20 protein-coding genes are annotated in these 20,190 nt (G+C 67.1%); 8 read left to right on the top strand and 12 right to left on the bottom strand.

Annotation, left to right across the window (positions count from 1 at the left end; genetic code table 11):
- Nucleotides 1–39: 39 nt before the first annotated feature.
- The 6 genes from infB to ACO07I_RS16530 all read right to left on the bottom strand — a co-directional run bounded on the left by infB (nt 40) and on the right by ACO07I_RS16530 (nt 8,090).
- The gene (gene infB, locus ACO07I_RS16555; protein WP_422009481.1) at nt 40–2,775 is read right to left on the bottom strand and encodes a translation initiation factor IF-2; all 2,736 of its coding nucleotides are present in this window, start codon (nt 2,773–2,775) and stop codon (nt 40–42) included.
- A gap of 32 nt (nt 2,776–2,807) precedes the next feature.
- A complete protein-coding gene (locus ACO07I_RS16550) occupies nt 2,808–3,434 on the bottom strand; it encodes an RNA-binding protein (RefSeq protein ID WP_422009480.1) in 627 nt (208 codons plus the stop codon).
- A gap of 16 nt (nt 3,435–3,450) precedes the next feature.
- A complete protein-coding gene (gene nusA / locus ACO07I_RS16545; protein WP_422009479.1) occupies nt 3,451–4,989 on the bottom strand; it encodes a transcription termination factor NusA in 1,539 nt (512 codons plus the stop codon).
- 36 nt (nt 4,990–5,025) lie between these two features.
- A complete protein-coding gene (gene rimP / locus ACO07I_RS16540) occupies nt 5,026–5,535 on the bottom strand; it encodes a ribosome maturation factor RimP (RefSeq protein WP_422009478.1) in 510 nt (169 codons plus the stop codon).
- A 262-nt stretch (nt 5,536–5,797) separates the two neighbouring features.
- Nucleotides 5,798–6,526 carry a tRNA (guanosine(46)-N7)-methyltransferase TrmB gene (gene trmB / locus ACO07I_RS16535; protein ID WP_422009477.1) on the bottom strand — a complete coding sequence of 243 codons (729 nt, stop codon included), beginning with the start codon at nt 6,524–6,526 and terminating at the stop codon, nt 5,798–5,800.
- 19 nt (nt 6,527–6,545) lie between these two features.
- Nucleotides 6,546–8,090 carry an acetolactate synthase large subunit gene (locus ACO07I_RS16530; RefSeq protein WP_422009476.1) on the bottom strand — a complete coding sequence of 515 codons (1,545 nt, stop codon included), beginning with the start codon at nt 8,088–8,090 and terminating at the stop codon, nt 6,546–6,548.
- 181 nt (nt 8,091–8,271) lie between these two features.
- On the opposite strand from ACO07I_RS16530, the gene ACO07I_RS16525 reads away from it, so the two are divergent.
- Nucleotides 8,272–8,703, top strand: coding sequence for a hypothetical protein (locus ACO07I_RS16525; protein ID WP_422009475.1), 432 nt, complete (start codon nt 8,272–8,274; stop codon nt 8,701–8,703).
- Nucleotides 8,704–8,709: 6 nt separating this feature from the next.
- Here the strand turns inward: ACO07I_RS16525 and ACO07I_RS16520 are convergent, their stop codons facing one another.
- Nucleotides 8,710–9,903, bottom strand: coding sequence for a M20 aminoacylase family protein (locus ACO07I_RS16520; protein WP_422009474.1), 1,194 nt, complete (start codon nt 9,901–9,903; stop codon nt 8,710–8,712).
- A gap of 117 nt (nt 9,904–10,020) precedes the next feature.
- Between ACO07I_RS16520 and ACO07I_RS16515 the strand changes: the two genes are divergently transcribed.
- The 4 genes from ACO07I_RS16515 to ACO07I_RS16500 all read left to right on the top strand — a co-directional run bounded on the left by ACO07I_RS16515 (nt 10,021) and on the right by ACO07I_RS16500 (nt 12,866).
- Entirely contained in the window at nt 10,021–10,827 is an 807-nt protein-coding gene (locus tag ACO07I_RS16515; protein ID WP_422009473.1) for a glutathione S-transferase family protein, read from the top strand.
- A gap of 70 nt (nt 10,828–10,897) precedes the next feature.
- Complete coding sequence (gene hisA / locus ACO07I_RS16510; protein WP_422009472.1) at nt 10,898–11,626, top strand: 1-(5-phosphoribosyl)-5-[(5-phosphoribosylamino)methylideneamino]imidazole-4-carboxamide isomerase; 729 nt, start codon at nt 10,898–10,900, stop codon at nt 11,624–11,626.
- 7 nt (nt 11,627–11,633) lie between these two features.
- Nucleotides 11,634–12,407, top strand: coding sequence for an imidazole glycerol phosphate synthase subunit HisF (hisF, locus tag ACO07I_RS16505; protein WP_422009471.1), 774 nt, complete (start codon nt 11,634–11,636; stop codon nt 12,405–12,407).
- A gap of 84 nt (nt 12,408–12,491) precedes the next feature.
- Nucleotides 12,492–12,866 (top strand): phosphoribosyl-ATP diphosphatase, encoded by a 375-nt coding sequence (locus ACO07I_RS16500; protein WP_422009470.1) that lies wholly within the window; start codon nt 12,492–12,494, stop codon nt 12,864–12,866.
- A 24-nt stretch (nt 12,867–12,890) separates the two neighbouring features.
- On the opposite strand, the gene ACO07I_RS16495 is transcribed toward ACO07I_RS16500, so the two are convergent.
- Genes ACO07I_RS16495 through ACO07I_RS16480 form a run of 4 tightly spaced genes read right to left on the bottom strand, consistent with a single transcriptional unit; the run spans nt 12,891 to nt 17,469 of the window.
- Nucleotides 12,891–13,742 carry a hypothetical protein gene (locus tag ACO07I_RS16495; RefSeq protein WP_422009469.1) on the bottom strand — a complete coding sequence of 284 codons (852 nt, stop codon included), beginning with the start codon at nt 13,740–13,742 and terminating at the stop codon, nt 12,891–12,893.
- Nucleotides 13,739–14,407, bottom strand: a complete 669-nt coding sequence (locus ACO07I_RS16490) for an ABC transporter ATP-binding protein (RefSeq protein WP_422009468.1) — start codon at nt 14,405–14,407, stop codon at nt 13,739–13,741. The genes ACO07I_RS16495 and ACO07I_RS16490 overlap by 4 nt, the downstream gene beginning before the upstream one ends.
- Before the next feature lie 3 nt (nt 14,408–14,410).
- On the bottom strand, nt 14,411–15,616 hold the full coding sequence (locus tag ACO07I_RS16485) for an ABC transporter permease (RefSeq protein ID WP_422009467.1): 1,206 nt from the start codon (nt 15,614–15,616) through the stop codon (nt 14,411–14,413).
- A 17-nt stretch (nt 15,617–15,633) separates the two neighbouring features.
- Complete coding sequence (locus ACO07I_RS16480) at nt 15,634–17,469, bottom strand: YncE family protein (RefSeq protein WP_422009466.1); 1,836 nt, start codon at nt 17,467–17,469, stop codon at nt 15,634–15,636.
- Between the two features lie 132 nt (nt 17,470–17,601).
- Between ACO07I_RS16480 and ACO07I_RS16475 the strand changes: the two genes are divergently transcribed.
- Nucleotides 17,602–18,294: a hypothetical protein gene (locus ACO07I_RS16475; protein WP_422009465.1), complete on the top strand. Its 693-nt coding sequence runs from the start codon at nt 17,602–17,604 to the stop codon at nt 18,292–18,294.
- A 19-nt stretch (nt 18,295–18,313) separates the two neighbouring features.
- Here the strand turns inward: ACO07I_RS16475 and ACO07I_RS16470 are convergent, their stop codons facing one another.
- Complete coding sequence (locus tag ACO07I_RS16470) at nt 18,314–18,622, bottom strand: hypothetical protein (protein WP_422009464.1); 309 nt, start codon at nt 18,620–18,622, stop codon at nt 18,314–18,316.
- Nucleotides 18,623–18,731: 109 nt separating this feature from the next.
- On the opposite strand from ACO07I_RS16470, the gene ACO07I_RS16465 reads away from it, so the two are divergent.
- Both ACO07I_RS16465 and ACO07I_RS16460 read left to right on the top strand, forming a co-directional pair.
- Complete coding sequence (locus ACO07I_RS16465; RefSeq protein ID WP_422009463.1) at nt 18,732–19,133, top strand: histidine triad nucleotide-binding protein; 402 nt, start codon at nt 18,732–18,734, stop codon at nt 19,131–19,133.
- Complete coding sequence (locus tag ACO07I_RS16460) at nt 19,130–20,182, top strand: alpha/beta hydrolase (protein WP_422009461.1); 1,053 nt, start codon at nt 19,130–19,132, stop codon at nt 20,180–20,182. Before ACO07I_RS16465 ends, ACO07I_RS16460 begins: the two co-directional genes overlap by 4 nt.
- The last annotated feature ends 8 nt before the right edge of the window (nt 20,183–20,190 follow it).

The raw sequence follows: 20,190 nt of genomic DNA, 5'->3' as shown, positions 1-20,190 counted from the left end.
TTACTTCCACCTCCCCCGCTGACGGGGGAGGAAACTTTACTACAAGGTCGCCTGGACCTGCTCGACGTCGAAGCATTCGACGATGTCGCCGACCTTCATGTCTTCATAGTTCTCGAAGGCCATGCCGCACTCGAAGCCGTGCTGCACTTCCTTCACTTCGTCCTTGAAGCGGCGGAGGCTCTTCAGCGTGCCCTCGTGGATCACGACGTTGTCGCGCAACAGGCGAACCTTGTTGCCGCGCGTGACCTTGCCATCGGTGACCATGCAGCCCGCGACGTTGCCGGACTTGGTGACCTTGAAGACTTCGCGGATCTGCGCGTTGCCGACCAGCGTCTCCTTGTAGGTCGGGTCGAGGAGGCCGACCATCAGAGCCTGCATGTCCTCGGTCACCTTGTAGATGATCGAGTAGTAGCGGATGTCGACCTTGTCGCGCTTCGCGATCTCGCGCGCCTGCGGGTTCGCTCGCACGTTGAAGCCGATGATCAGCGCGCCCGACGCCTTGGCCAGCGTCATGTCGGCTTCGCTGATGCCGCCGACGCCGCTGTAGACGACCCGCGTGATGACCTTCTCGGTGCCGAGACGCGACAGGGCGCCGGCCAGCGCTTCCGCCGAACCCTGCACGTCCGCCTTGATCAGCACCGGCAGTTCCTTGGCGGTGCCCTCGCGGATGCCCTTGATCATCTCCTCGAGGGTGCCGCGGCCGCCCGCCGCGCGCGCCAGCTCGAGCTGGCGATCACGACGCACGCGGAAGTCGGCGATTTCGCGCGCACGCGCTTCGCTTTCCACCACGTGGAATTCATCACCCGCCTGCGGCGTGCCGGCGAGACCCAGGACCTCGACCGGGAAGGCCGGACCGGCCTCCTCGACGGCCTGACCGTGGTCGTCGACGAGACGCCGCACGCGGCCCCAGACCGAGCCGGCCACCAGAATGTCGCCGACCATCAACGTGCCGCGCTGGACGAGCACCGTCGCGACCGAGCCGCGGCCCGGATCGAGCTTGGCTTCGATCACCACGCCGTCGGCGTCACGTTCGGGATTGGCCTTGAGTTCGAGCACTTCGGCCTGCAGCAGGATGGCTTCCTCGAGCTTGTCGAGATTCATCCGCTTGGTCGCCGAGACCTCGATCGACTGGACCTCGCCGCCGAGCGCTTCGACCTGGATCTCCTCGCGCAGCAGCTCGTTGTGGACGCGGCTGGCATCCGCGCCCGGCTTGTCCATCTTGTTGACGGCCACGATGATCGGCACGCCCGCCGCCTTGGCGTGGGCGATCGCCTCCTTGGTCTGCGGCATGACGCCGTCGTCGCCGGCCACGACCAGCACGACGATGTCCGTCACCTTGGCGCCGCGGGCGCGCATGGCGGTGAACGCCTCGTGGCCCGGCGTGTCGAGGAAGGTGATCTTCTGCTGCGACGGCAGGGTGACCTGATAGGCGCCGATATGCTGGGTGATGCCGCCGGCTTCGTGCGCCGCCACGTCGGTCGCGCGCAGCGCGTCGAGCAGCGAGGTCTTGCCGTGATCGACGTGGCCCATGATCGTCACCACCGGCGGACGCGGAACCAGCGACTCTTCGGAATCGGGAACATCGGCGAGGCCGGTCTCCACGTCGCCTTCCGTGACGCGCTTGGAACGATGGCCCATCTCGGTGACGACGAGTTCAGCCGTGTCGGCATCGATCGCCTGGTTGATGGTGGCCATCACGCCCATGCGCATCAGCGTCTTGATGACGTCTGCACCACGCTCGGACATGCGCGCCGCGAGTTCCTGGACGGTGATCGTCTCGGGAATCGTGACTTCGCGATAGACCTTCTGCTGCGGCTCGCTGCCGAACTGCTGACGCCGTTCACGCTCGAGGCGACGGCGCTGCTGCGCCACCGACCGGCTGCGGAAATCGTTCTCGCCGGCGACGGCGCGACCGACATCGACCTTGTCGTTGCGGCGCTTGGGCGCCTCGCGACGAGCTCCCGTCGGCTGTGCCGGGCGCTTGATGGCCAGCGGCGGACGCGGCGGCGGACGGCGGAGTGCTTCGCTGGTCGAAGGACCGACGGGACGGCGCACGGGGGCGGCCGGCGCTGCGGAGGCCGGGGCGGCCGGACGGGCATCGCCCGTCTGCGCTGGACGCGCAGCCGTGGCAGCAGGCGGAGCCGAGACCGGCGGGGTCTGGTCGAGGCGCTTCTGGACGAGCGCGTCGGCCTTGCGCTTGACCTCTTCCTCGGCCTTCTTGCGCGCCTCTTCCTCGGCGAGGCGCTTACGATGCTCCTCATCGGCCTTCTTGCGCGCCTCTTCCTCGACCGCGCGGCGCTTGGCGTCCTCTTCGGCTCGCTTGCGCGCGATTTCGGCGTCGCGGTTGGCGTCGACCAGGGCGCGGGCGCGCGCTTCCTTCTCTTCTTCGGTGAGCGTGCGCAGCACGATCCCTCGACCGCCGGGCTGCCGGCTCGGAGCCGGCGCGCGGTTGGCCGGGGGCGCAGACGGATGACCGCCGCCGCTGCCGAGCTTGAGGGTCCGCCCGGCGGGCGGCGGGGCAACCTTCGGTGCCTCGCGCGCCGGAGCCGGCGCAGGCGCAGGTGCCGCGGGCTGAGGCGCGGGAGCAGCCGTCGCCGCGGGAGCGGGGGTGGTCCGCTTCACCGGCTTCTTGACCTCGACCGTCACCGCGCGCGTACGCCCGTGCGAGAATTTCTGGCGCACCTGCGTCGCGTCTGCCTTCGACGCGGCGCCCGTGCGCGTCGTCGAGAGGGTCAGCGGCTTGGTCGATTTGCTCTGTTCGTTCTGATCCGTCATGTCGGCTGTTGTCCTTGGTCCGCTCCGGCCCGTCAACCGGCGCCGTTCAGCCGGAACCCGCGCCAACGCGCCGCCCCGACAGAAATTCGTTCAATAAAGGCGCCGCCCGCATCATCGCGAGCGATCGCCACGTAGACCGCCTGTTCGCGGCCGAAGATTCCGCCCAGCGCGGTCGCATCGCCCAGCCGCTCCAGCGGCAGTCCGGTCGCCCGCAGCTTCTGTAGCCCGTCGCCGTCCGTATCCTCGGCGACGACGAGAAGTCCCGCCTGGTGACGGCCGACCATCTGCTCGACCTTCACGAAGCCCGCCACCGCGCGGCCCGCGCGACGCGCCCGGCCGAGATCGGCCAGTACTCTTTCGAGGAGCAGCCGCTCGACCCGGTCGACGAGTTCCGCCGAAGCCTTCACCGGCGCCCGTGCCGCTCTGGAGAACAGCTTCTTCTCGACCGCCCGTTCGAGTGCGGCCCGCTCGGCCCGCACCCACATGCCGCGCCCCGGCAACCGCCGCGCCAGATCCGGCACGACCTCGCCATCCGGACCCACGACGAACCGGATCATCGTCTCCGGCGCGCCTTCGACGCCGGTCGCGATGCAGGTACGCATCGGACCGGCGGGAGGTGCCGAGAGATGGGGTTCGTTCATGGCGAAGGCAAGGGCCAAGGGCGCGTTCCTCTGATCAGGCCTTGGCCGCTTCGTCGGCCGGAGCGGCCTCGTCGTCGAACCAGTGCTCGCGTGCCTTCATGATGATGGCGTTGGCGGCGTCGTTATCCATGGCGCTCTCGCCCACGATCTCGCGCAGCTCGTCGGAAGCGAGGTCGGCCAGGTCGTCGAGCGTCTTCACGCCCGCCTCGCCCAGCGCCACCACCATCGGCAGGGTCAGACCCTCGGCATTGGCCACGTCTTCGGAGACGCCCAGCGACGACAGGCGCTCGGCCAGCTCGGCGTCGCGCTTCTCGAGATATTCGCGGCCGCGGCGCTGCAGCTCGGTGGCGATCTCCTCGTCGAAGCCCTCGACCGTGGCCAGGTCCTCGACCGCGGCCTCGGAAACGTCCTCGACCGAGGCGTAGCCTTCGGCAACCAGCAGGTGGGCGATCACGTCGTCGACGTCGAGCGTGGCCTTGAAGAGTTCGGTGCGCTCGCGCGTATCCTTCTGGCGGCGCTCGCTCTCTTCGGACTCGGTCATGATGTCGATCTCCCAGCCGGTGAGCTGGGACGCCAGCTTGACGTTCTGGCCGCGGCGGCCGATCGCCAGGCTGAGCTGGTCGTCGGGGACGACGACCTCGGTCTTGTTCTTCTCCTCGTCCATCAGCACCTTGCTGACCTCGGCCGGCGCCAGCGCGTTGACGATGAAGTTGGCCGTGTCGTTCGACCACGGGATGATGTCGACCTTCTCGCCCTGCAGCTCCTGCACGACGGCCTGGACGCGGCTGCCGCGCATGCCGACGCAGGCGCCGATCGGATCGATCGAGCTGTCATGGCTCAGCACCGCGATCTTGGCGCGGCTGCCGGGATCGCGGGCCACCGCCTTGATCTCGATGATGTTGTCGTAGATTTCCGGCACTTCCTGCGTGAACAGCTTGGCCATGAACTGCGGATGGCTGCGCGACAGGAAGATCTGCGGGCCGCGCGGCTCCTCGCGCACGTCGAAGATGTAGGCGCGTACGCGATCGTTCACGCGCAGGCTCTCGCGCGGAATCGTCTCGTCGCGGCGGATGACACCCTCGGCGCGCTGCAGGTCGACGGTGATGTTGCCGTAGTCGACGCGCTTGACGACGCCCGACACGATCTCGCCGATCCGGTCCTTGAACTCCTCGTACTGGCGCTTGCGCTCGCTCTCACGCATGCGCTGCGTGATGACCTGCTTGGCGGTCTGGGCGGCGACGCGGCCGAAGTCGATCGGCGGCAGCTCGTCGGTCAGGAAGTCGCCGACCTGTGCCTCGGGATTGCGACGCTGGGCATCGGCCAGCGACACCTGGGTGTTCTCATTCTCGATGACGTCGGAGACCTGCATGTAGCGCAGCAGCTTGATCTCGCCGGTCTTGCGATCGATCTCGGCGCGGATGTCGTGCTCCAGCCCGTACTTGGCACGGCCGGACTTCTGGATGGCCTGCTCCATCGCTTCGAGCACTTCCTCGCGCTCGATGCCTTTTTCGCGGGCGACCATGTCGGCCACCTGCAGCATTTCGAGGCGCGGGATATCGGCTGTCGTCGCCATGTCTCTTCCCTCTTCCTTTAGCTTTAGCCAGTCCGTTCAGTGGGTCTGCCCGGCCGGCCCTTCGGCGGCCAGACGGTGTTCTTCGATCAGGCGGTCGGTCAGTTCGAGCTTGGCGCGGGTGACGGCTTCGAGCGGCACTGCGGCTTCCTTGCCGTCGTCGAGCCGCAACCGGATCAGATCGCCCTCGAGCCCGAGCAGCGTCCCCTTGAAGCGGCGGCGTCCCTCCACCGGGAGGGCCGTCTCGAGGCGGGCGATATGACCCGCCCAGCGCACATAGTCCTTGGGGCGAGTCAGCGGCCGGTCGATGCCGGGCGAACTCACTTCCAGCGTGTAGTTTCCGGGAATCGGGTCCTCGACGTCCAGAACGGCCGAAACCGCGCGCGACACGGTCGCACAATCCTCGACGTCCAGGCTCCGTCCATCGGCGGGCTCGATCATGAGCTGCAGGGTCCCGCCCTTGCTCAAGGCCACACGAACCAGCTCGAAGCCCATGCCGACCACGGTCGGGGCAACGATTTCTTCGATTCGACGCAGCAGATCGGTCACGCGGGCGGCACTTCTCGACGAATGGGGCGGTTGAGATGGAGCCAAATGAAAAGAGCGGGTTTTCGGCCCACTCTTTTTCTTTGGTTCATCCCGTGAACCCGATGAGGATGGCGCGGATATAGGCTCCTCCCCGACGACTGGCAAGGGATTCCAGCACCCTCTATGGGGGGACCTGAGTGACCCTCTATATATAGTGTCACCTCGCCCTCCCCATTCAATTGGGGAGGTGCCCCGCAGGGGCGGAGGGGTCAGAGCGGGGTCGCTAACGCCGTCTCAGCCGCAGAAAGACCGGCTTGTGGCCGGCCAGCATTTTCTGTTCGTAGCGGGTGCCGGGCCAGTCGGCGGGACGGCCGCGCCAATCCGCTGGGCTTTCGGCCAGCCATTCGAAGGCGGGATGGCGACAGGCATGCTCGACCATCCACGGCAGGTAGCTCGGATCGTCGGTCGCGAGCCGCAGCTCGGCGCCGGGCTTCATCAGGCGGGCGAGCACGTCGAGGTTGGAGCGCTGCACGAAGCGGCGCTTGTGGTGGCGGGTTTTGGGCCACGGGTCGGGAAACAGCACGAAGGCGCGCGACAGGGACTGCGGCGGCAGTGCCTGCATCACGAAGCGGGCATCGTCGGTGAAGAGCCGAACGTTGGACACGCCGGTCCGCTCGATATGCGCCAGGCACTTGGCGACGCCGTTGATATAGGGCTCGCAGCCGATCAGGCCGACCGATGGATGATGTTCGGCCTGCCAGACGAGATGCTCGCCGGCGCCGAACCCCACTTCCAGCCACACGCCATCGGCCGGCAGCGTGCCCCCGAACGCTTGCGCGAGATCGATCTTCGCGGCGCTCTCGGCGACCTCGTTGTCGGGGGTGACGATGGGTTCGGCGGGCAGGGCGACGGCGAGGCGAGGCAGCAGCGTGTCGAGCAGCGACTGCTGCCCGACCCGCAGTTTCTTGCCCCGTCGACGGCCATGCAGCGTGCGTCGGCGGGCTTCTTCCATGATGCTTCCGGGGCGATCCCTACATGATCACGTCGATGAGGTACGGACCCTTGTGCGCCATGGCGTAGGTGAGCTGCTTGGTGAGCTCGTCCAGGTTGGTCGCCTTGCCGCTCGCCACGCCCATGCCCTTCGCCAGATCGGTGAACTGCAGGGTCGGCCGGTCGAGGGTCAGCATGTCGATGGCGCGCGGGCCGGGGTTGGCGGCGCCGACATCGGCCAGCTGGCTGTACAGGATGTTGTAGGAGCGGTTCGAGAAGATCATGACGCAGACGTCGAGATTCTCGCGCGCCATCGTCCACAGCGACTGGATCGTGTACATCGCCGAACCGTCGCCGATCATGCAGATGACCTTGCGGTCCGGGCAGGCCACGGCCGCGCCGACGGCAACCGGACCGCCGAAGCCGATCGAGCCGCCCATGTTGTTCAGCCAGTCGTGCGGCGGGGCGCCAGCGCTGAACGGGAAGAAGCCGCGGCCCGTGGTGACCGATTCGTCGACCACGATGGCGCCTTCCGGCATCGTCGCGCCGAGCGCCTGGCCGAGACCGTCGAGCGTGAACTTGCCGGTCGGACGCTCCGGCCGGCTCGGCTGGGCGATGCCCTCCGGCTTCACGTTCATGGCGTCGAGCTCCATCGCCAGCGCCTCGAGCGAGCCGATCGGATCGCCCTCGACCGGGCAGAGCGTCGAGATCTCGCAATCGTCCGGCGACAGGACCGACGGCTTGCCGGGATAGGCGAAGAAGGCGAACGGCGCCTTGGCGCCGCACAGCACCATCTGCTTGGTGCCCTTGAGCTGGGCCAGCGCGTTCTCGACCACGAAGTGCAGGCGCAGGACCGGAATACGGCCGGCGCCACGCTCGATGCGCGCGGTACCGCCGGCGCCCTGGACCTTGCAGCCCGTCTTGGCGGCGATCTTGCCGGCCAGTTCGAGGCCGCGGGCACGCAGCGCGCGGCCGCCGATGAACAGCATGGCGCCCGGCATCTTGAGCGCCTTCGCGGCGGCCACGATCGTCTCCTGGGAGGGCTTTTCCGGCGCCGGGGCGGCGGGCGTCTCGGCCGGGCCATCGGCTTCGCCCCAGGCGGTGTCGGCCGGCAGGATCAGAGTCGCGATCTGGCCCGGCGCCACGTTGGCGGCCTGGATGGCCAGTGCGCCATCGCCGGCCACCGTCTTGGAGGTCGGCGAGGTCTTGACCCAGTGCGAGAAGGGACGCGCGATGCCTTCGATGTCGGCGGTCAGCGGCGTGTCGTACTTGATGTGATAGAGCGCGTGCTCGCCCACGATGTTGACCACGCCCGAGCCCGCCTTCTTGGCGTTGTGCAGGTTGGCCGCTGCGTTGGCGAGACCCGGACCGAGATGCAGCAGGGTCGAGGCCGGCTTGTCGGTCATGCGGTAATAGCCGTCGGCCGCGCCGGAGCAGACGCCTTCGAACAGGCCCAGCACGCAGCGCATGCCCTCGACCCGGTCGAGCGCGCCCACGAAGTGCATCTCCGAGGTGCCAGGGTTGGCGAAACAGACCTCGACACCGCCCTTGACCAAGGTGCGGACCAGACTTTCAGCTCCGTTCATCGACTTCCCCAAAAACGCGGATGATTCAAAATCGGCGGCACCCTAGGCCACTCGCGCCGTTAACCCAAGGCTCTGCAATCAGCGAAGATTTTCCTGTTTCGAACGTTCTCGCTTTATTCTCAACAGCTTGTTTGCTAGATTTGAAGCATTATTTGAATTCTTAAGTACGAAAGACTTTTCCATGGGCCATTCGGATACTTCCGACAGCTCGGCCGACCCGATTTTCGTCGTCGGCACCGATCTCGTCGAATTCGACCGCAGCGATCTGCCGATCTACGCCATCCCAGCCTCGCGCTGGGCTGACGCCGGTGCCGAAACGGTATCGTACGGGGCGCCGCTCGACCGGCTGTTCGGCGAGCCTGGCGAGATCTTCGTCGACGGTCTCCCGGGTGCCGCTGCCGATTCGCTGCCCTTGATGGGCGAGGACCCGTTGGTGGTCCTCAGCGACCTGTCCGACGGCGTGATGCTGCCCGCGAGCGACGACACCGGGGCGATGCACGAGAGCGCTCCGGTCTACGACTTCGGCGCCGACACCCAGCTGGTCGTGCATATCCAAGACGGGGTGAGCTGGGACCAGACCGATGCCGGGTGGTCTTTCGACCACCACGGCTGATCCGGACTACGCTGCGTCGCCCAGCTCGAGCTGGACGAGGTTCATCCAGTAAGCCGCGCCGGTCGTCAGGATCTGGTCGTTGAAGTCGTAGAGCGGCGAATGCACGTTCTGGCAGCCGCCCTCGCCCGCTCCGCCATTGCCGATCATGATGTAGGCGCCCGGCTTCTTCTCCAGCATGAAGGCGAAGTCCTCGGCGCCCGCCAGCGGTGACGTGTTGGCCTCGACATGCTCGCGGCCGACCGTCAGGGCTGCGGCTTCCACGGCGACCGAGGTCTGTTCGGCGGCATTGACCAGCGCCGGATAGCGACGGTGATACTTGGAGATCGCCTCGCAGCCGCCCGCCTGGGCGATGCCCGACGCGACCTCGGCCAGCCGCCGCTCCAGCAGGTTGCGCACGTCGGCCGAGAAGCTGCGGGCGGTGCCGCGGATCAGCACTTCCGACGGAATGACGTTGGGCGAACCGGGCGTGCCGGCCGCAATATGGCCGACGCTCAGCACCGCAGCCTGGCTCGAAGGCACGTTGCGGCCGACGATGCCCTGCACCGCGACGATGAACTGCGCCGCCGCGAAGGTGGGATCGGTGCCGCGATCGGGCATCGCACCGTGGCCGCCGGTGCCCTTGAACACCACTTCCCAGCTGTCGGACGAGGCCAGCATCGCGCCGGTGCGGATGGCGAAGTGGCCGACCGGGAAGCCCGGCATGTTGTGCATGCCGTAGACCACGTCACAGGGAAACTTCTCGAACAGGCCTTCCTCGATCATCACCCGCGCGCCGCCGAGACCTTCCTCGGCCGGCTGGAAGATGAAATGCACCGTGCCGGCGAAATCGGGCGCCGCCGCGAGCCGCTTGGCCGCACCGAGCAGCATCGTCGTGTGCCCGTCATGGCCGCAGGCATGCATCTTGTTCGGGATCGCCGAGGCGTAATCGAAGTCGTTCTTCTCCTGCAGGTGCAGCGCATCCATGTCGGCGCGCAGCCCGATCGTCTTCTGGCCCGGCCGGTTGCCCTTCAGGGTGCCGACGACGCCGGTCGTGGCGAGGCCGCGATGCACCTTGATTCCCCACGAGGTGAGCTTGTCGGCCACGATCTGGGCGGTCCGCTCCTCCTCGAACGCGGTTTCGGGATGGCGGTGGATGTCGCGACGAATGACGGTGAGATCGGCCAGGTCGTCGGCGAGAAGATCGGGTGTGTAACGGGTCATGACAGAAAGACTAGCTTGGGCGGCTAAGGTCCGTCGAGCCGCGAAGCATCGCCAGCCGGTTGTCCGCACCGCAGGCATCCTGCACAGTTCGCCGTTTCCTCATCCCGATGGACGGTCATGACAGAGTTCGCAAAGCTCTCCGGAGCGAGACCTCGCCTCTATCAGACGCCGTCGTCCTACTATTCGATGATCGCCCGCCTCGCGCTCGCCGAAGGCGGCATCGCCTATGAGCGCCTCTTCGTCGACATCCATTTCCGGCTGGGCCAGCAGCAGCCGGACTACGTGCGGCTCAATCCCGGCATGACCGTGCCGACGCTGGTGCTCGCCGACCGCGTCCTGACCGAGAGTCGCGACATCGCCGAATATGCACTCGGCGCCGCGACCGACCCCGAGACGAGAGCCTGGCTCGACCTTCACTATGCCTATCCGATCGAGGAACTGACGTTCGGCGGCATTCTCGCCCGCAATCCCCTGGCCCGGATTCTGATCCCGAAGCGGCTTGAATCGATCCGCCGCCAGCTCCTCGCGCAGGCCGCCCGAAATCCCGATCTCGCTTCCGTCTACCAGGCGCGCGCCGCGGTCTTTGCCGAGCGGGTCGAAGCCTTCGAGCCGGACGCCGTCGTGGCGCTTTCGCAGCAGCGGCGCACCGAGGCCATCGGCTTCATGGACCGGCTCGAGCAGACGCTGCGCGATGGCCGCCCGGTCTTGGTTCCGCCCGCATACGGCGTGGCGGACGTCGTCTGGACCGTGTTCCTCGGGCGCATGGAGTTCGCCGGTCTCGGGGCGGAAATTCCGAAGCGACCGGCGCTGGCGCGCTATTGGACCGCCCTGCAGGCCCGTCCCAGCTTCGCCGCGGCCGACATCTGGACGAAGTTCCATATCGGCCGCCTGATCGGCGGGATCCTGGGCATCGGCCGGGGCTGACGGCGCGGATCGTCCCAGCGAGCAGGCCGGGGTGGCGTCCCTGCCCGCAACGCGCTAAAGCCGCGCCGCCATGATCCTTTTCCCCGCGATCGACCTCAAGGACGGCAAGTGCGTGCGCCTTCTCCGCGGCGACATGCAGCGTGCCACCGTGTTCAACGACAGCCCGGCCGCCCAGGCCAAGGCCTTTGCCAATGCCGGCTGCGAGTGGCTGCATCTGGTCGACCTCAATGGCGCGGTCGAGGGCCATCCGGTCAACCGCGCGGCGGTCGAGAGCATCCTGAAGGACGTCGAGGTGCCGACCCAGCTGGGCGGCGGTATCCGCACCATCGAGAGCATCTCGCAGTGGTTCGATGCCGGGGTGAAGCGGATCATCCTGGGCACCATCGCGGTCAAGGAGCCGGGCCTGGTGAAGGCCGCCTGCAAGCAGTGGCCGGGCCGTATCGCCGTCGGCATCGATGCCCGCGAGGGCATGGTCGCGGTCGATGGCTGGACCAAGCAGAGCACGGTGCGGGCGCTGGATCTCGCCCTGCGGTTCGAGGATGCTGGCGTCGCCGCCATCATCTACACCGACATCGACCGGGACGGCGCCATGGGCGGCGTCAACGTCGACGCCACGGTCACCCTGGCCCAGCATCTCACGACGCCGGTGATCGCCTCGGGCGGCGTCAGCTCGCTCGACGATTTGCGCGAACTGCGCCCGACCGAGGAGTTCGGCATCATCGGCGCCATCGTCGGCCGCGCGCTCTATGACGGTCGCGTGACGGTGCCCGACGCCATCCAGGTTCTGAAGGGCGAGTAGCGGCGCCATGCTGAAGGTCCGAATCATCCCCTGTCTCGACGTGAAGGACGGCAGGGTCGTGAAGGGCGTGCAGTTCGTGGGCCTGCGCGATGCCGGCGACCCGGTCGAACAGGCCCGCATCTATGACGCTGCCGGCGCCGACGAGCTCACCTTCCTCGACATCACCGCCAGCCACGAGAACCGCGACACCATCCTGGACGTCGTCGGACGCACGGCGGAACAGTGCTTCATGCCGCTGACGGTGGGTGGCGGCGTGCGCCAGGTCGAGGATATCCGCCGCCTGCTGCTGGCCGGCGCCGACAAGGTCTCGATCAATTCGGCCGCGGTGGCGCGGCCGGAGTTCGTGCGCGAAGCGGCCGAGAAGTACGGCGACCAGTGCATCGTCGTGGCGATCGACGCGCGCAGCAGCGGCCCCGGCAAGTGGGAAGTCTTCACCCATGGCGGCCGCAAGGGCACCGGCCTCGATGCCGTCGCGTGGGCGCGGCGCATGGCCGAGTCGGGCGCGGGCGAGATCCTGCTCACCTCGATGGATCGTGACGGCACCAAGTCGGGCTTCGATCTCGAACTGACGCGCGCGGTCTCGGATGCCGTACCGGTGCCGGTCGTGGCCTCGGGCGGCGTCGGCACGCTCGATCACTTCGTCGATGGCGTCACGAAGGGCGGCGCCTCGGCGGTGCTGGCCGCCTCCATCTTCCACTTCGGCGAATTCACCATCGCAGAGGCGAAGGAACATCTCGCGCGCGCAGGCGTTCCGGTGCGACAAGTCTCGCGCGCCGCGTAGTTTTCGCGTAATGTTCCGGACGCCCGCACAAGAGGCGCGTTCAAGTGTTCGATCGCCTGTCCCCCGAGGCGACGGAGTTCCCGGATGGCGAAAAAGAAGAAACCCAAGAAGGCTCAACGGCCGAACATCGTGACGATCGACGAGCACGTGCTCGACCGTCTTTATCTCGTCATCGACAGTCGCAAGGGCGCCGATCCCGAAACCTCCTACACCGCGCGCCTGTTCAGCCGCGGCCGCCAGCAGATCGCCAAGAAGCTCGGCGAGGAAGCGGTCGAGGCGCTGATCGAGGGCATCCAGGGCGACAAGCCCAAACTCGTCGCCGAGAGCGCCGACATGCTCTACCACCTGCTCACTTTGTGGGCCGCGGTGGGCGTGAAGCCCAAGTCGGTGTGGGACGAACTCGCCCGCCGCGAGGGCCTGTCCGGTATCGCCGAGAAGGCTAGCCGGAAGCGGACCTAAGCCATCGGCCTCGGCCGCACCGCCTCAATGCGGCGGCATCGGGATGAAGATCGGGGGCGTGCGGGTCGATTTGCTGCGCGCCTTGATGTCCTCGTCGTTGGCGCCGTGCGGCTTCAGGTAGACGTAGTAGGGCGTGCGGCGTTCGACGACATCGTTGCCCGGCTGGGCCTTCTCGCTGACCAGCAGGTCCGACTGGATGCGGACATGCATGTAGCCCGGGATCAATTCGGCCCAGTTGGCCACGTCCGGCGTGAAGAGGACGTCGAACGTGTAGCCGTCCACCAGCTTCACCACTCCCCAGCTCACGCCTTCGGCCGGACGTGACGGCACCTGCTGCCAGACCATGCCGGCCTGCACGTAGATCGCCACGGCGTTCAGCATGACGTAGAGCGGTCCCGTCGGGCTGACATTCTGCAGGGAGAGGGTCATGCGATAGGACTTGCCGTCGGGTTCGTAGGAGATCCCCTTCAGCTCGACATAGAGCGAGCGCGTCGCGGTATTTTCGAGCAGCAGCCTGGCCTGCCTTGCCTCGCGCAGCGCCCTCGCCTGATACAGGCCGACGCCGGCATCGATCGCGAAGCCCGTCAGCAGCAGCATGACCAGACCGACGAGTATCGGCGACCGCCAGAGATCGAACCGCCGGCCGAGCTTGACGGCAACACTGGCCGGCGCCTCGACCTTGCGCGGCGCGGCCTCGCGCAGCTCGTTCAGAAGGCCGCCCTGCGCCGGCGCAATCTCGGCCGGGGCGGCGGTCCCCAGGCGCCGGCGCAGGACGCGGATCTCGGACTGCGCCGCGCCGAGCTGGCGGCGCAGATCGGCGATCAGCGCGTCCTTGTCCGGCCGGGGCGGCCCGGGATCGGTGGGAGCCTCGCTCATGGCACGATCGCGCCATGGGCGATGTGCACGATCTGCTCGGCCTGCTCCGCCAGCGCCAGATTGTGCGTGACCAGGATCAGGGTCGTGCCGCGCTCGCGATTGACCGCCAGCAGCTCGTCCATGATCTCGATCTCGGTCTGCTCGTCGAGGTCCGAGGTCGGCTCGTCGGCCAGGATCAGTGCCGGCTCGTTGATGAGCGCGCGGGCGATCACCGCCCGGCGCTGCTCGCCGGCCGAGACTTCCGATGGATAGGCGTCGAGATGGTCGCCCAGGCCCATCTGGCCGAGCAGCGCCGCCGCCCTTGCGTAGGTCGCAGACGACTTGCCGCCACCGCCCAGCATCGCCGGCAGGGCGACATTGTCGACCAGGCGCAGCGTGGGCAGCAGGCTGGCGAACTGGAAGACGTAGCCGATGCGCTTGTTGCGGAAAGCCGCCAGCGCATTCTCCGACAGGCTCCAGATATCGGTGCCGTCGACCGTCACCTGCCCCTGCGAGGGCCGACTGAGACCGCCGATCATCGCCATCAGGGACGACTTGCCCGACCCGGACCGACCGATGATCGCGGCGTAGCGACCGGCCGCGATCTCGAGATCGATGCCGGCCACGGCCACCACCTCGCCGCGTTCGGTGACGTAGTCCTTGCGCAGGCCGCGGCAGGTGAGCATCGCCTAGCCCTCCCCGCGCACGAGATCGTAGGGATCCCGCCGGCTGGCACGCCAGGCGGGATAGAGCGAGCCCAGCGCGCCGATGATCGAGGCCATCACCACCGCCGCGGCCGCGACGATCACGATGCGCGGCCCATCGAGCCAGACGAAGGGCACGCCGATATTCTCGAGGTAGTAGACCAGCGACCGCTCGTAGAGGCGCATCACCAGCACGCCCAGCGCGACACCCAGCACGCCGCCGGCGCCGGTGGCGATGACGGCTTCGATGACCATCATGCCGACGATCTGGCCGCGCCGCGCGCCGATCGCCTTGAGGAGACCGAGCTCGCCGCGCCGTTCGGTGACGATCGCCGAGAACAGAACGCTGACCATGAGGGCGGTGCTGGCGAACATCAGCACCGTCAGCGCCAGGATGCCGTTCAGCAGCGCGGCCAGCCCCTGGCGGATGCCGCTCATGGTCGAATCGCCGCTCACGACCTTGACGCCTTTCAGGGTCGAGAGGATGGCGAAGCGCGCCTGCAAGGGTGTGGCCCCCGGCGCCAGTTCGACGAGGAAGCCGCTCACCTTGCCCTTCTGCAGCACGGCGGGCGGACCGCCGCCATGGGCGTGTACCGAACCGGCGAGGGCTTCGAGCGTGTCGAAGGTCATGAAGACGCCGCGCTCGTGCGTGCCGACGCCGGTCTTGCCCAGCCGGCCGTAGACGGTGTGCGGCTTGCCGAAGATCAGCAGTTCCGATCCGAGTGCGGCGTCGCGGCCGGCGCCCAGGATGACGTCGCCGGGTCGCATGTCGCGGTTGATCTTCTCGACCAGCCAGGGCCGAACCGTGAAGTCCAGCATGGGGTCGAAGCCGATGAGGTCGACCGAATCGTGATGGTTGCCGATTCCCGAATGCTCGACCCGCGCGATCTTCTGCGGCGCGGCGCGGCTCACGCTCGCGATCCCGGCCTTGGCGAACAGGTCCTGGTCGAGCACCAGGTCGGTCGGCTCGACGGTGAGCAGCGCCGCGGTGATGTTGGTCAGTGCGCCCTCGGGCACCGCCATCATGTCGGCGCCCAGCCGCGTGAAGCCCACGGCCATGCTGCTGTCGATGCTGCGCATCAGGGTCGCGCCGGTGAACACGACCCCGCTGGCCACGGCGACCGCCATGATCAGCAGGAGGCTGCGCGCCTTGCGTCGCCCGAGATTCTGCAGCGCGAGGCTGGCGAGCAACCTCAAAGCGTGCCCACTCAGAGCGTACAGGAGCGCGTGTGCTTCATGTGCTCCAGCTTGGTCGGGATGATCACGCAGTCATGATGTCCGCCGTTGCTCGGCAGGATGCCGATCAGCGTGTCGGTGGAGGTATCGATGACCGCGATGCCGGTCGACTGGCGCTGGAAGCCGCTGAACGGCGTCAGCACGTACTTGCCGTCGTAGGTGATGGCGGGCGTCTGGAGGTCGGGACCGATGCCCTGGATCTCCTTCTGGATGGTCCAGGTCTTGGTGTCGATCACCATGATGCCGCTATAGGCCGGCGACGGATGCAGGATGGACAGATAGAGCTTCGAACTGTCCAGCGAGAAGACCATGTGGAACGGGTTGGGATACTTGCCGCGCCACAGCGGATCCTCGACATGCGCGATCTTGCGCCACTTGGTCGGGTCGGGATCGCTGCAGGAAAAGATCGAGCAGTTGTTTTCCCGCAGGTTGTTCATCATCACCAGGAACCTGCCGTCGGGCGAGAAACCGATCTCGTGGCCCGGCGAATGGATCTTGTCGAACACGACCTGCCACGTGTCCTTGTCGATCTGCTCGACCTTGTACTGGTCCTGCGAATCCTTGTTGAACTGCAGGAAGGCGGCCGGCTCGAAGTTCTTTTCGGGATCGAGGATGCAGATGCCGCCGCACAGGCGCACGACCGTCGCGGCCCATCGGCCTTCCGGATGCCAGACCGTACCGTCGGCGCCGGTCAGCGTCAGTGGCGCCTCGCCGGGCAGCGAGCCCTCCTCGACGAACAGCTCGCCCATGGGCACCATTTCCCAGTCGATCTTGTTGCCCTTGGTGCCGCGCAGATTGTAGAGGCCGGTCTTCTCGTCGGGATAGATCTTCTTGATGGTGAGCGTACCGCCCTTGATCCACGCTTCGCGAAGATCGGGCACGTTCGGCGTCCAGTCGAACCTGAGCGCGGCCTTCACCTTCGAGGTGGTGCGATCGAAGCAGGCGGCGATGTCCTTCTGGCCATCGGTCACGAAATAGGACTGTGCATCCTTCGGATTGACGGTGACGTGCACGCCGAGGCCGAGGCCGGTCGTCTCCGACACGTTCTCGACCATCTGCATCTGCGTGCCGTCATAGCGCACGCGGTAGATGTTGGTGCCACCCGGGGCGTTCTCCGCCGTCACGTTGGTCGGGATGCCATAGATCAGCGAGTTCTGGCCGCCCTGCGTGGAGTTCACGAACTCGAAGCCGTGCGTGGGATCGGAGCTCGGGAAGGCGCAGAGATGATGGCTGATCGGATTGTAGTCGCCGTAGTTCCAGTACCAGATCGAGCCCAGCACGCGATTGGAGTTGAGATCGATCGCATAGGTGCCGCCGCCCATCTTGGTCGGCAGCAGCGCCACCCAGTTGCCGAGGCTCTGGCCCCGGATGTCGGCGCGCGAATCGACGACTTCACGGGTGATCGGGGACTGCTGCGCGCCATTGCCGGCCGCGCGGATGATGCCGTTGTCCGAAGAGGAGCCGCCGTTCATCGCGCTGTAGCCCAGCACGGCCACTTCGGCGGCAGCCGCGGTGCCGACGGCGACGTTCAGCATCGTGCGCCGGCTGACCTTCGTCTTGACCTTGGGCTTGGCCGCCTCTTCGCGGGCCTTGCGCGTCGCCTGTTCATGCTTGGCGACGAGATAGGCCTGGAACTCCTCGCGATCCTTGGCGAGCACCTCCTCGTTGCGCTTGAGAAATTCGTCGATCGAATTCTTCGCGGTCGGAAGGTTCGCTTCCGTACCTTGTTCGAGTGGGGCGATGAGAGGCGGGACGCTAGCGTCGGGAGAAACCGTGGCGGTCGGTGTTTCTCGGGTGGGCTCAGTCATCGGCTGGTCTCCCCTCTTTTTGGTGCGCGAAGTCTAACCACGAGTGCGCGCGAAACGCATGCGTAAATTTGCAGTCGAGGTCGCTGATTTCGTCGAGTGTTGCGAGTAGGCTCTCTGCGAAGGAGTTCTTCGATGGATTACGCCGTCATCATCAGCGCCATCGTACTCGGCCTTTCCGTGCTGGCCACGGCGGCGAAGTTCCTCGACTGGTTTCTCCATTCCGATCCCAAGACGATGGTGCGCACGCTGCGATGGATGGCGTTGCTGCTCGTCGTCGTGGCGATACCTCTCCTCGTGACGATGATCATGCGCGAGCAGTACGCCGGTGCGATGCTGCTCGGCGCCGCGATGATCCTCGTGCCCACGTTCCTGAAATGGCGCGCGATTCTCGTTCCGCTGCGGGCTGCGTTCGCACAGTTCCGGGGAAAGCCGCAGCCTTTCGAAATGCCGCCGGTGTGGCAGGACGCGGCGCCTCCCGATCCGCGCGCACTGCAACACGCCGCCGCGCTGCTCGAAGCCTATCTCAAGCACGCGACGCCGATGGCTTCAGCGCAACCGCAGATATCTGCGCCTGCCGCGGGCGAGGACAATGGCGGCATGTCGATGAAAGAGGCCTTCGAGGTTCTCGGCCTTGCCGAAGGCGCCGATCTCGCCAGCATCCACACCGCGCATCGTCGGCTGATGCGCGGCGCCGATCCCGATACCGGCGGTTCGCCCTATCTCGCCGCCAGGATCGACGAAGCGCGGGACGTTCTTGTCGGCGTCCTGCGTCGGCACGCGAAGCCCGCCGAAGCTCCGGGACGCCCGCGGCTGCTCAAAGGCTGAAGCTCAGCTTCGAACCCGGCTAGTCGCGGAACACGGCCAGGTGAAAGGGCCGTTTCGCCGGCTTGCCGGCGACATCGTAGGTATGGACGTTCATCTTCATCGGGTCGGCCATCAGTCCGACGGTGCAGAAGCCGGGTTCCACCGCTTCCTGTTCGGTGCTGCCGATCACGCAGGAGAAGTTGGTCTTCGCTTCCTTCTGCAGCGGCACCTTCCAGGTGATGACATACTGGTTGGCGCCCACCAGCTCGCACGAGTCGATCATGTAGCCGCGCGCGATGGAGCCGTCGGCGGCGATCACGCAGGCGAGACGCTTTTCGAATTCCGTCATGTGTCGAACCTTCCCTATAGTGGCCCGTCGCGTTTAGAGGACGATGCGCGCCATGCGATTAACACGCTCGCCGCGTAGCGTCATCGCATCAAGCCTCCGGAGTTTCGCCATGTCAGAGTCAATGGTCCCCGCCTACGACCGCAGCAACGTCTTCGCCCGCATCCTGCGTGGCGAGCTGCCCTGCAAGAAAGTCCATGAGGACCAGTTCGCGCTGGCCTTCCACGACATCGCGCCGCTGGCGCCCATCCATGTGCTGGTGATTCCCAAGGGCGAGTATGTCAGCCAGGCCGATTTCGGCGCCAAGGCGCCGCCCGAGGAGATCGTCGGCTTCTGGCGCGCCGTGTCGAAGGTGGCGCACGACCTCGGCCTCGATACGGAAGGCTATCGCATCGTCGCCAACCATGGACCCAATGGCGGCCAGCTGGTGTTTCATTTCCATGTCCATATCTTCGGCGGCCGCACCATGAGCCATGCCATGGGCAGCATGCCCAGTCCGGACAACGCCGGTTGATCCGGCGTCGCACCCTGCTGGCCGCTTCTCTGCTCGCGCCCGGTGCGGCGTGGGCGCAGAAGCCGCCGCAACGGTCGCCGACGGAAAGCGGCTGGTATGCCAGGGGCAAAACCAAGGAGCGCGCGGTGCGGTTCGCCGGCACTGGCGGCGTCAGCCTGGCCGGCACCATGCTGATGCCGCTGTTCAGCGAGATCCAGTACGTGCCGGGCATCGTGCTGGTCGCCGGCAGCGGGCCGACCGATCGCAATGGCAACAATCCTCTGGCGCCGGATCGCATCGACCTCTTGAAGGACATCGCCGAGCTGCTGGCGCGCAACGGCATCGCCTCGCTGCGCTACGACAAGCGCGGCATCGGCCAGTCGACGCCGCGGCCGCGCGGCTCGCTGGAAGAGCAGGAAGCCTTCTTCGCCTGGGACAATTTCGTGGGCGATGTCGAGGCCGCGCATGCCGAGCTGCTGCGCCACGACGAGATAAAGCCCTATGCCACCGCCCTGCTGGGCCACAGCGAAGGCGGGCTGCTGGCGCTGGCCGCCAGCGAGACCCTCGCGGCGAAGAAGAAGCTGCACGCGCTGGTGCTGGCGGCCACGCCGGGCCGCCGGCTCGACGTGATCCTGCGGGAGCAGATCGCGCGCAATGCGCCGCCTGCGCTACGCCTGCCGACCGATCGCGCCATCGCTGCCATCCTCGAAGCCGGCCGCGTGCCCAACAACCTTCCACCCGAGTTGCAGCTCCTGTTCCCGCTCTATTCCGGGCCGTTCCTGCAGAAGCTCCTGTCGTTCGATCCCGCGACGGTGCTCGCCCGGAGCCGCACCGCCTGCCTGCTCGTGCAGGGCGGTGCCGACCGGCAGGTCGTGCCGATGGAGGACGTCCAGCCGCTGATCGACGCGCTCGGGTCGCGCAACGTATCGGGCGAAGCCGTGGTGATCCCGCAGGTCAGTCACAATCTGAAGACGGTGACCGGCCCGCTCGATCCCGGGTTCGCCGGGCCGCTCTCGCCCGCGGTCGTGGCAGCCCTGCTGAAGTGGCTGGTGCCGGCGCTGGGCGCTTGATCGCGTTC

It is taken from the genome of Reyranella sp. (assembly GCF_965227665.1).
Taxonomy (GTDB): Bacteria; Pseudomonadota; Alphaproteobacteria; order Reyranellales; family Reyranellaceae; genus Reyranella.
Note: the sequence above shows the minus strand (reverse complement) of the source record. Positions and strands in the feature narration are given on the sequence as shown.